This window comes from Mixta sp. Marseille-Q2659 (assembly GCF_940807255.1).
In the GTDB taxonomy this organism is placed as follows: Bacteria; Pseudomonadota; Gammaproteobacteria; order Enterobacterales; family Enterobacteriaceae; genus Mixta.
In genome coordinates, this window is the sequence record NZ_CALNWY010000054.1 from 1 (window position 1) to 11,234 (window position 11,234).

An 11,234-nucleotide genomic window follows, 5' to 3' on the forward strand; every position below is an offset into this window, starting at 1 on the left:
CCGTCAGCCGTTTAGCGGCTACCGCCTGCGGCTGTTACCCCTGTTATGGCACTATTGGCAGCAGTGCCGGGAGCGGCATCCACGCTGGCTGCGGCGGCTACAACAGCTGACGCGGCAGGGCGAGCCCGCGCCGTTACGGCTGGCGCTGCTGCATATGGATATTCATCCGGGCAACCTGCTGACTCAGCCGCTACGCCTGATTGATTGGGAATATGCTGCCGACGGCGATGTTGCGCTGGAGCTGGCGGCGTTAATCGGCGGCAACGATCTGGATATTGATCAGCAGGCGATGCTGTTGGCGGAATATGCGCAGGCGAATCAGCTTAATCTCGCCATGCTCAGGCGTCAGGTCAGATGCTGGCAGCCCTGGCTACGGCTGCTGATGGCGAGCTGGTATCAGCTGCGCTGGGAGCAGAGCGGCGATGCGACGCTGCATCAGCTGGCGTTGGCCGCCTGGCGACAAATTTAGCGCGCGACTAATCCATTCCGGCTATGATGTGCGCCAGTTTTTACAGGAGGAATCATCATGTCGATACCCGGTCCGGTTATGTTGGACGTGGCAAGTTATGAGCTGGACGCCGAAGAGCGCGAAATTCTGGCGCACCCGCTGGTGGGCGGGCTGATTTTATTCGCGCGCAACTATCACGATCCCGCGCAGCTTGCCGAGCTGGTGCGTCAAATCCGAGCCGCCTCTCATGCGCGCCTGGTGGTGGCGGTCGATCAGGAAGGCGGGCGCGTACAGCGTTTTCGCGACGGTTTCACCACCTTGCCGGCTATGCAGTCGTTTGCCGCCCTGAACAGCCCGGAGCAGGCCGATGCGCTGGCGCAGGAAGCGGGCTGGCTGATGGCGGCAGAGATGATAGCGATGGATATCGACATCAGTTTCGCGCCGGTGCTGGATATTGGCCATATCAGTGCGGCGATCGGCGATCGCGCATTCCATCAGGATCCGCAGATTGCGCTGCGCGTGGCGCGCCGCTTTATTGCCGGAATGCAGGAAGCGGGCATGAAAACCACCGGTAAACATTTTCCGGGCCACGGTGCGGTCAGCGCCGATTCCCATAAAGAGACGCCGCGCGACGATCGCGATGCCGCCACGATTCGCCAGCACGATATGGCGATCTTTCAGCAGCTGATTACGGAAAACGCGCTGGATGCGATTATGCCCGCGCACGTTATCTATACTCAGGTAGATCCGCGTCCGGCCAGCGGCTCCGCTTACTGGCTACAGCAGGTGCTGCGCGGCGAGCTGGGCTTTAAGGGCATCATTTTTTCTGATGATTTATCGATGGAAGGCGCCGCGATTATGGGCAGCTATGCCGAGCGCGCCCAGGCGTCACTGGAGGCGGGCTGCGATATGATTCTGGTCTGCAACGACCGCAAGGGCGCGGTTAGCGTGCTGGATAATCTGCCGCCGATCAAAGCAGAGCAGATAAGCCGTCTGTACCATCAGAAATCATTCAATCGCCAGCAGCTGCTTGATGCTTCACGCTGGCAGCGTGCCAGCCAGCAGCTGAGTGCGCTTCAGGCGCGCTGGCTGGCGCATAAGGCGTCGGGCAACTAACGGGATGCCCGGCAGGCTAATCAAGGGTGAGGATAACCATGATTATTTATCTGCACGGTTTTGATTCCAGTAGTCCGGGTAACCATGAAAAAGTATTGCAGCTGCAATTTATCGATCCTGATGTGCGGCTGCTTAGCTACAGTACGCGCCATCCTAAGCACGACATGCAGCATCTGCTGAAAGAGACCGATAAGATGCTGATGCTGAATGTCGATGAACGTCCGCTAATTTGCGGCGTCGGGCTGGGCGGCTTTTGGGCCGAACGTATCGGTTTTCTTTGCGACATTCGGCAGGTGATTTTCAATCCCAATCTGTGGCCGCAGGAAAACATGGGCGGCAAAATCGATCGCCCGGAAGAGTACCGGGATATCGCTACTAAATGCGTCAGCAATTTTCGTGAAAAGAACCGCGACCGCTGCCTGACCATTCTTTCCCGCCACGATGGTATCCTTGACAGCCAGCGCAGCGCAGAAGCGTTACAGGCCTGGTATGAAATAGTCTGGGATGAAGAACAGCCGCATAAATTCCCCAACATTTCTTCGCATTTACAACGTATCAAAGCGTTTAAAACGCTTGGCTGACAGCCTGTTTGCGGGATAGCGCTGCCGCGTTGTCCCGATTTTTATGCGTAGTAATCTGACTTACCTGCGTTAAAATTGATCTGCATCAAATTTGGTATGACCAAATTACCCCGCCATGTTATCCTGATTTCAGCTCGCGATTTAAATTCGCAACCCTATGTTAACTAAGGTTTTTATTAACCTTTGATTAACTTTTGGTTTACATTTTAAGGGGGTCTTTTTGACTACGCCGTTAAGAAAAATTGTTATCGTTGGAGGGGGAGCCGGTGGGCTGGAGCTGGCAACGCAGCTTGGACACAAGCTGGGGCGCCGCAAGAAAGCGGAAATTACACTGGTCGACCGTAACCACAGCCATCTCTGGAAGCCGCTGCTGCATGAAGTGGCTACCGGTTCGCTGGACGAAGGCATTGATGCGCTGAGCTATCTGGCTCATGCGCGCAATCATCACTTCTCGTTCCAGCTGGGATCGCTGACCAATATCGATCGGGAAAATAAGCGTCTCCAGCTGGCAGAAATCCGCGATGCGCAGGGCGAAGTGCTGGTGCCTGCGCGTGAAGTGCCTTATGACACGCTGGTCATGGCGCTGGGCAGTACCTCGAACGACTTCGGTACGCCGGGCGTGAAAGATCACTGTATTTTCCTGGATAACCCGCATCAGGCGCAGCGTTTCCATAATGAAATGCTGAACCTGTTCCTGAAATTCTCCGCGAACGTCGGCCAGCAGGACAAAATCAATATCGCCATCGTCGGCGGCGGCGCCACCGGCGTCGAGCTTTCTGCCGAGCTGCATAACGCGGTCAAACAGCTGCACAGCTATGGCTATAAAGGGCTCGATAACCAGGTGCTGAACGTCACGCTGGTGGAGGCGGGCGAGCGCATCCTGCCAGCGCTGCCGGCGCGTATTTCTGCCGCTGCTCATCAGGAGCTGACCAAGCTGGGCGTACAGGTGCTGACACAAACTATGGTTACCAGCGCTGATGCCAACGGGCTGCATACCAAGAGCGGCGATTTTATCGAGGCGGATCTGATGGTCTGGGCGGCGGGTATCAAGGCGCCGGACTTTATGAAAGATATTGGAGGCCTGGAAACGAACCGCATCAACCAGTTGGTGGTGAAAGAGACGCTGCAAACCACGCGCGACGATGACATTTTCGCTATCGGCGACTGCGCCTCCTGCGCGCTGCCCGGCGGCGGATTTGTACCGCCGCGCGCCCAGTCAGCGCACCAGATGGCGTCAAAAGCGCTGGAAAATATCCTGGCACAGATGCGTCATCACTCCCTGAAGCCTTACGTTTATAAGGATCACGGCTCGCTGGTATCGCTTTCCCGTTTCAGTACCGTCGGCAGCCTGATGGGTAACCTGATGCGCGGTTCGATGATGGTGGAAGGGCGCATTGCGCGTTTCGTCTATATCTCGCTCTACCGTATGCACCAGATTGCGCTGCACGGCTACTTTAAAACCGGTCTGATGATGCTGGTCGGCAGCATCAACCGGGTGATCCGTCCGCGTCTGAAACTGCATTAATCTATTACGTCTGCGCCGTTACGCGGCGCAGACGCACACATCAATCTGCTGACGATAAGGCTAACCTGTCGGCCCTGATGCTTAACCTTCCCGCTATAGCACGTTTCCCTGAATGAAAAACGCGCTCAGTTCTCTGGCTATCGCCTGAGGCTGCTCCTCCGGCAGAAAGTGACCGCAATGCGGCACCAGCACGCCTGACACATCCAGAGCGAAAGGACGCAAAGGCGCCGCCATATCCGCGATAGATCCGAACTCGGCGCTGATGGCCAGGAGCGGCATTTTTAGCGGACCTTGTGCCTGCAACGCTTTGTTTTTCGCTGCGGAGAGTGCAACCGAACGATAATAAGCGAGGCCTGCACGTAAACCGCCGTTGGCAAGCAGCACACGCAAATATTCATTGATATCCGCATCCGTGAACGCCTGCGGACAGGCTGTTTTTCTTTTCAGAAACCAGTCCAGATAAATACGTTCGCGTCCGCTAATCAGCGCTTCAGGAAGATCGGGAATCATATGAAAGGCGAAGTGCCAGGTTTTCCAGGCTTTATCCGGCGTGACGGGCAGGGCGTCCGGCAAGGTAATTCCCGGGATACCGGCATCCAGCAAAGCCAGACGTTGCACTTCGTCGCCATATAAGGCCGCATACGGCCACGCCACCCAGGCGCCTACATCATGGGCGGCGAGAAAATAACGCGTGATGCTCAGCTGGGCCAGCAGGCCATGAACCTTCTCAGCCAGTGAGCTGGTGTCATAGCCTGTTTCCGGGCGATCGGAATCGCCCTGGCCGGGCAAATCCAGCGCAATGATCCGGTAATTATCGCTCATCAACTGCATAACCTGACGCCAGGCATACCAGCTCTGTGGGAAGCCAGCCAGCAGCACCAGGGTTTCCCCCTGTGGATTGCCGCCGGTAACGTAATGCATCCGAATGCCGTCTACCGTGGCGTAGCGATGGATGAAACCGTTCAGAACAGGATCCTGCCAGCTTAAGGGCTCGGCGCTGGTGCGGCGGAGTTGCGGTATTGCCTGTTGATCTTGATTTAACACGGTTGATGCTCCTCTGTTGTCTGCCGCTGCGGCAAAGGTCAAATTTAGGAAGTGATCATTTCCTAAATGGGTAAAATTTTAATCCAGTAGCTTCATGGCCAGCTTGATAGTGGCTTCGCGGTCAGCGATATTTTCAATTTTGCCGACCACGCGCAGCCCAAAGGTAATACAGAGCATCAGCTCCGCTGCCGCCTCGACGTTGATTCCCGTGGCTACCGAGCCATCTTGCTGTCCCTGATGCAGTAAGGCGGTCAGAAAGGCTTTGTTGCGGCTCACAGCATGGCGTACCAGCGCTGACAGCTCTGTATCCAGCACCTGAAGTTCGGTTGCGCTGCCAACCACTAAACAGCCCCGTCTTCCCTCCAGTTCATGCGCAGAATCGAGATAGAAGCGTAATAGCTCCACCAGTTTCTCCCGGCCTGTCGCGTACGGCTGCAGCCGTTGGCGCAGGTCGGCATTGCGCTGAGAGGTATAACGTTCAAAAACCTGCAGAAACAGCGTGCGCTTATCGGTAAACGCTTTATAGATGCTACCGGCGGTTAGATTCATCGCTGCGCTCAAATCGGCCATTGAGGCGGCATGAAAACCTTTCTGACGAAAAACCAGCATCGCCTGATCCAGCGCCTGGTCGGGATCGAATCTGCGCGGACGCCCGCGCTCTTTTGTTTCAGGAGTAAATGTTCGGTTCATAAATACGCCAATAAGGAAATGATTGTTTCCAAAATGGCAGGCTTTTTTACCGGCAGCAAGCGCAAAGGGTGAAAATGTTTTGCAGCGACCTGGCAAACTTTTGTGATCGGGCCGACTTTACGGAAAAAAGGGCAGGGAAAATGTGGCGGCAAATCGCTTTATGGATAACGTCTGGGCTGCTAAGAACTCTCTGAAAAGACTCTGTTTATCCTGCTTTGGCGCTTTTCCTCTCTTTATCTGATTGCTGCTTTTCACCCTGGTCTGCAAAATTTTTATTAATTACCACGGCGAGTCGCGCACGCCGAGTATGGCTTACTGCCACGGAACCGGCAGCAGCAGGATTGCGCGGTAACATAGTCAGGAGGTTTTCCTGTGAATAAATCAATGATAGCGGGTATGGGTATTGGTGTGGTTGCCGCTTTGGGCGTGGCTGCCGTTGCCAGCATGAATGTTTTTAATCCGGGCCCCCAATACGCACAGGTTATTTCCGCAACGCCCATCAAGGAAACGATTAAAAACCCACGGCAGGAGTGTCGCAATGTCACGCTAACCCATCGTCGCGCGGTACAGGATGAACATCGTATCGCCGGATCGGTACTGGGCGCCGTCGCGGGCGGTGTGCTGGGGCATCAGTTCGGTGGCGGACACGGCAAGGATGTAGCGACGGTCGCAGGTGCGCTGGCTGGCGGTTATGCCGGCAACCAGGTGCAGGGCGGTTTGCAGGATCGCGACACCTACACCACAACGGAGCAGCGTTGTAAAACAGTATACGACAAACAGGAAAAAATGCTGGGCTACGACGTAACTTATAAAATTGGCGACCAGCAGGGAAAAATTCGCATGGAAAACGATCCCGGCACCCGTATTCCGCTGGATCGCAATGGACAGCTTATTCTTAACAGCAACAGTAACCAGGCGTAAGCCAAAAAAACGGGGCCAGAAATGGCCCCGTTTTTTATTGTCAGTTTCAAACCATCTTTTCTGACGGCGGTCACGGCGCTTACAGGACGTTGCCCGTAGCAACCATTGACGATGTTTAACTACCAGGCGCCGCTTAAGCGGCGAGCGTATGTGCCTCCATCTGCTCCATCAGATCGCGTAACCAACTCATTCGTACTTTGCGCTCGGCTAAGTCGCGGGTAAACTTCAGGCGCGTCGGGCCATCCAGCCGCCACTGCTGCGGATCTTTTTGCAGCAGCCCAATCAGCCACGCCGGATCGACGCTGTTTTTCTCGGCAAACTCAATAAAGCCACCTTTTTCGCTGGCCTCAATACGCCGCACGCCCAGCCGTTGCGCGCTCAGCCGCAGCGCCGCAATATCCAGCAGATTACGCGCCGCATCCGGCAGATTGCCGAAGCGGTCAATCAGCTCCACCTTCAGATCGTCCAGCTCACGCTGGTCGTCGGCGCTGGCGATGCGCTTGTAGAAGGAGAGGCGCGTATTGACGTCGGGAATAAAATCATCGGGCAGCAGCGCGGGCATACGCAGCTCAATATCGGTCTGATTACTGGTCAGATCCTCCAGCGACGGCTCGCGTCCTTCCTTCAGCGCATCTACCGCGTTTTCCAGCAGCTCCATATAAAGCGAGAAGCCGATGCTTTCCATCTGGCCGCTCTGGTCTTCACCCAGCAGTTCGCCGGCGCCACGAATCTCCAGATCGTGCGTCGCCAGCGCAAAGCCTGCGCCTAAATCCTCCAGCGACGCGATCGCTTCCAGTCGTTTATGGGCGTCGGCGGTCATCGCCTTCGGCGGCGGCGTCAGCAGCCAGGCGTAAGCCTGATGATGCGAGCGGCCTACGCGTCCGCGTAGCTGATGCAACTGCGCCAGACCAAAGTGGTCGGCGCGCTCGATGATAATGGTATTGGCGGTGGGAATATCGATGCCGGTTTCGATAATGGTGGTGCAAACCAGCACGTTAAAACGCTGATGGTGGAAATCATTCATCACCCGCTCCAGATCGCGCTCGCGCATCTGGCCGTGGCCGATGGCGATCCGCGCCTCCGGCACCAGATCCGCCAGCCGCTGGGCGGCTTTCTCAATATTTTCTACGTCGTTATAGAGATAATAAACCTGGCCGCCGCGCAGCACTTCACGCAGGATCGCCTCGCGCACCACCAGGCTGTCATATTCGCGAACGAAGGTTTTTACCGCCAGACGGCGGGCAGGCGGCGTGGCGATAATCGACAGATCGCGCATACCGCTCATCGCCATATTCAGGGTGCGCGGAATCGGCGTGGCGGTCAGCGTCGGATATCGACATCGGCGCGCATCGCTTTGATGCGCTCCTTATGACGCACGCCGAAGCGGTGTTCCTCATCAACAATCAGCAGCCCCAGATCGCGCCACTTCAGATCGCTCATCAACAGCTTATGGGTACCGATCAGAATATCGATTTTTCCTTCGCTGGCTTGCTCCAGCACCTGCGCCTGCTCTTTGGCGCTGCGGAAGCGCGAGAGCATCTCAATACGCACCGGCCAGTTGGCGAAGCGGTCGCGGAAATTATCGTAGTGTTGCTGAGCGAGCAGGGTCGTTGGCACCAGCACCGCCACCTGTTTGTTATTCTCTACCGCCAGGAAGGCCGCGCGCATCGCCACTTCAGTTTTACCGAAGCCGACGTCGCCGCACACCAGACGATCCATCGCCAGCGGCTGACACATATCGCTCAGCACCGCATGAATCGCCTGCGCCTGATCCGGCGTGGTTTCAAACGGGAAACTGTCGCAGAACAGCTGATACTGTTCACGATCGTATTTAAAGGCGTAGCCCGCTTTGGCCGCGCGCTGGGCATAAATATCCAGCAGCTCGGCCGCTACATCACGTACTTTTTCTGCGGCTTTCTGACGCGCGCGCGACCAGGCATCACTGCCCAGTTTATGCAGCGGCGCGTTCTCATCGGCACCGCCAGCGTAACGGCTAATCAGATGCAAAGAGGAGACTGGCACATAGAGTTTGGCGTCGTTGGCGTAGGCCAGCATCAGGTATTCCGCTTTAATGCCGCCCGCTTCCAGCGTGGTCATGCCGATATAGCGGCCAACGCCATGTTCCAGATGCACCACCGGCTGGCCCGGATGCAGCTCCGCCAGGTTACGGATCAGCACGTCCGGGTTGATGGTGCGGCGCGTATCCTGGCGGCGGCGCGTGACGCGCTCGCCCAGCAGATCGCCTTCGCAGATCAGCGCCCGCTGGCGCAGGTTATCAATAAAACCGCGTTCGCTGGCGCCGATAATCAAATAACGGCCGGGCGCGTCGGCCTCATCGAGGCGCTGAATGGTTTTTGGCTGCAGCTTGATGCGCGCCAGCAGCTCCTGCAGCGCTTCGCGTCGGCCTTCGCTCTCCACCGAAAAAATGACCGCGCCATCAAAGCTCTCAAGAAAGCGGCGCAGATGATCAAGCGGCGCCTTTGCCTGCGGCTCGACGGTCAGCGCCGGCAGCGGCTGATAATCGAGATTGGTGTTCGCCGCCTTATCCGGCAGCGCCTCGCCGCTCATACGCACGCGCGGCCACTGCTTCAGTTCAGCAAACAGCCCGTCAGTGCGTAGCCACAACGTTTCCGGCGGCAGTAAAGGACGCATCGGATCGACGCGGCGGTTTTCGAAGCGCGCCATAATGTCCTGCCAGAAACGCTCGGCGCTGGCTTCCAGATCGCCGGTGCTGACCAGCAGCGTATTGCGCGGCAGATAGCTAAACAGCGGCACCAGCGGCTGCGAGAAAAACAGCGGCTGCCAGTATTCGATCCCGGCGGGCAGGGTGCCTTTACTCACCTGCTGGTAGATATGCTCCGGCTCGCGGCGCACATCAAAATGTTCGCGCCACTGGCTGCGAAACAGCTCAATGGCGGCTTTATCGGTAGGGAATTCGTGGGCGGGCAGCAGATTAATCGCTTCCACCTCTTCCTGCGTGCGCTGGCTGTCAACGTCGAACAGCCGCAGGCTGTCGATTTCATTATCGAAAAAGTCGATGCGGTATGGCTGCTCGCTGCCCATCGGGAAGAGATCGAGCAGCGCGCCGCGCGTGGCATATTCGCCATGCTCCATCACCTGATCGACGTGGCGATAGCCCGCCTGTTCCAGCTGATCGCGCAGCCGATCGCGTGACAAAAGCTGCCCTTTCTGCATCACCAAAGCATGGCCATGCAGGAAATCGTGCGGACAGTAGCGCTGCATCAGCGTGGTTACCGGCAGGATCAGCACGCCGCGTTCCTGCGTCGGCAGGCGATAAAGCGTCGAAAGGCGCGAAGAGATAATATCCTGATGCGGAGAGAAGCTGTCGAACGGCAGGGTTTCCCAGTCAGCCAGGCTGAAGACCGGCTGGCGGGTAAACTGCTGAATTTCATCCTGCAGGCGCAGCGAGGTCTGCATATCGGGCGTAATCAGCATCACCAGCCCTGGGTGACGCTCCGCGATTTCCGCACATTCAACGGCACAGGCGGCACCGGTTAACTGACCCAGCTGGCGTTGATCGTTTGCCGCAGCGGGCAGGGCGTAGCGAATCTGTTCAGGCATAGTCGTTTCGACGGTCTCTCGGTTTATTTCAGGGGCACAATCATTCCACAGAACGCGACGGGGATCATCTTCTGAGGCAGGCTTTTTACCCGGCGGGGCATCTCTGGCCTGGCGCCCCGTGCGCGGCAAAAACCTTTAGCGCGCAGGCGGCGTACGATAAATCGTCGTCTGGTCATCGCCGTTAGCCCACTCCAGCTCTTTTTCGGTATGGAGGCTCCAGTTACCGTCATCCCACTGAACATGATAGCAGGCGGGAAAATTTCCCTGTGCGATAACGGCCGCCACTAAGCCGTGAATTTCCCCGGACTGATGTTTGACAATACTGCCTTTTAGATACTTACTCATATGCGGCTCCGCTGTCATAATCGGCGAATTAAACCCTTTAAATCGTAAGGAAAAGTATAGGTCAGATTAAGGTGACGGCGAGGCAACGGGTTGCGGCTGCTGCTTTTTCCCGCAGCCCAGCGCGGTAGACAAATTCTGACGCATCTTTAACATTCACTCAGGCCGGTAAAGGTTCCATAAAGCAGGCGGCTCCTTTATCATCCTGACTACTTTTGCTTTTTGCTACGCATAAGACGGATCTCATGTATCAACCTGTCGCGTTATTTATCGGTCTGCGCTACATGCGCGGACGTGCCGCAGACCGCTTTGGCCGGTTTGTTTCCTGGCTTTCCACCATCGGCATTACTCTCGGCGTGCTGGCGCTGGTTACCGTCTTATCGGTAATGAACGGCTTCGAGCGCGAGCTGGAGGGCAATATTCTTGGCCTGATGCCGCAGGCGCTGATCACCAGCGAGAAAGGCTCCATCAATCCTCAGCAGCAGCCCGCCAGCGCCCTGAACCTGCAGGGCGTGCAGCGTATTGCGCCGTTGACCACCGGCGATGTGGTGCTGCAAAGCGCGCGCAGCGTGGCGGTGGGCGTGATGCTCGGCGTTCAGCCGGACGAAGCCGATCCGCTGACGCCGTTTCTGGTTAATGTCCAACAGCAGGCGCTGCAGCCGGGTCAGTACAATGTGATCCTCGGCGAACAGCTGGCCGCGCAGCTTGGCGTCAAACGCGGCGACCAACTACGTCTGATGGTGCCTTCCGCCAGTCAGTTTACGCCGATGGGCCGCCTGCCGAGTCAGCGTCTGTTTAACGTGGTCGGTACCTTTGCCGCCAACAGCGAAGTTGATGGCTATCAGATGTTGGTTAACCAGCAGGATGCGTCACGCCTGATGCGCTATCCGGCGGGCAATATTACCGGCTGGCGTTTGTGGCTGGATAAGCCTTTAGCGGTGGACAGCACCAGTCAACAACCGCTCGCAAAAGGGCTGGTCTGGAA

At 56.9% G+C, this 11,234-nt stretch carries 9 protein-coding genes and 1 pseudogene; 6 read left to right on the plus strand and 4 right to left on the minus strand.

Going from position 1 to position 11,234, the window contains the following annotated elements:
- The 4 genes from P3C52_RS20415 to P3C52_RS20430 form a co-directional block, all read left to right on the plus strand.
- The coding region (locus P3C52_RS20415; protein ID WP_275556696.1) for a phosphotransferase at nt 1-469 on the plus strand (469 nt) is incomplete at its 5' end.
- Nucleotides 470-547: 78 nt separating this feature from the next.
- Entirely contained in the window at nt 548-1,564 is a 1,017-nt protein-coding gene (gene nagZ, locus P3C52_RS20420; protein ID WP_275556703.1) for a beta-N-acetylhexosaminidase, read from the plus strand.
- Between the two features lie 38 nt (nt 1,565-1,602).
- On the plus strand, nt 1,603-2,145 hold the full coding sequence (gene ycfP / locus P3C52_RS20425; RefSeq protein ID WP_275556697.1) for an alpha/beta hydrolase YcfP: 543 nt from the start codon (nt 1,603-1,605) through the stop codon (nt 2,143-2,145).
- Between the two features lie 220 nt (nt 2,146-2,365).
- Nucleotides 2,366-3,670 (plus strand): NAD(P)/FAD-dependent oxidoreductase, encoded by a 1,305-nt coding sequence (locus P3C52_RS20430; protein ID WP_275556698.1) that lies wholly within the window; start codon nt 2,366-2,368, stop codon nt 3,668-3,670.
- A 93-nt stretch (nt 3,671-3,763) separates the two neighbouring features.
- Here P3C52_RS20430 and P3C52_RS20435 read toward each other — a convergent pair whose 3' ends face one another.
- Nucleotides 3,764-4,591: an alpha/beta hydrolase gene (locus tag P3C52_RS20435; RefSeq protein WP_275556704.1), complete on the minus strand. Its 828-nt coding sequence runs from the start codon at nt 4,589-4,591 to the stop codon at nt 3,764-3,766.
- A 201-nt stretch (nt 4,592-4,792) separates the two neighbouring features.
- A complete protein-coding gene (locus P3C52_RS20440; RefSeq protein WP_275556699.1) occupies nt 4,793-5,404 on the minus strand; it encodes a TetR/AcrR family transcriptional regulator in 612 nt (203 codons plus the stop codon).
- 372 nt (nt 5,405-5,776) lie between these two features.
- On the opposite strand from P3C52_RS20440, the gene P3C52_RS20445 reads away from it, so the two are divergent.
- Entirely contained in the window at nt 5,777-6,325 is a 549-nt protein-coding gene (locus P3C52_RS20445; protein WP_275556700.1) for a glycine zipper 2TM domain-containing protein, read from the plus strand.
- 133 nt (nt 6,326-6,458) lie between these two features.
- Here P3C52_RS20445 and mfd read toward each other — a convergent pair.
- Nucleotides 6,459-9,907 (minus strand): annotated as a pseudogene (gene mfd / locus P3C52_RS20450) (transcription-repair coupling factor).
- A 135-nt stretch (nt 9,908-10,042) separates the two neighbouring features.
- Nucleotides 10,043-10,252, minus strand: coding sequence for a hypothetical protein (locus tag P3C52_RS20455; protein ID WP_275556701.1), 210 nt, complete (start codon nt 10,250-10,252; stop codon nt 10,043-10,045).
- A 242-nt stretch (nt 10,253-10,494) separates the two neighbouring features.
- Here P3C52_RS20455 and lolC point away from each other — a divergent pair.
- Nucleotides 10,495-11,234 (plus strand): lipoprotein-releasing ABC transporter permease subunit LolC (lolC, locus tag P3C52_RS20460; protein ID WP_275556702.1); only part of this gene is annotated, 740 nt, incomplete at its 3' end.

Coding starts and splice junctions, on each gene's coding strand:
- nagZ (WP_275556703.1), top strand. CDS start 548: ATGTTGGACGTGGCAAGTTATGAGCTGGACGCCGAAGAGCGCGAAATT.
- ycfP (WP_275556697.1), top strand. CDS start 1,603: ATGATTATTTATCTGCACGGTTTTGATTCCAGTAGTCCGGGTAACCAT.
- P3C52_RS20435 (WP_275556704.1), bottom strand. CDS start 4,591: ATGCATTACGTTACCGGCGGCAATCCACAGGGGGAAACCCTGGTGCTG.
- P3C52_RS20440 (WP_275556699.1), bottom strand. CDS start 5,404: ATGAACCGAACATTTACTCCTGAAACAAAAGAGCGCGGGCGTCCGCGC.
- P3C52_RS20455 (WP_275556701.1), bottom strand. CDS start 10,252: ATGAGTAAGTATCTAAAAGGCAGTATTGTCAAACATCAGTCCGGGGAA.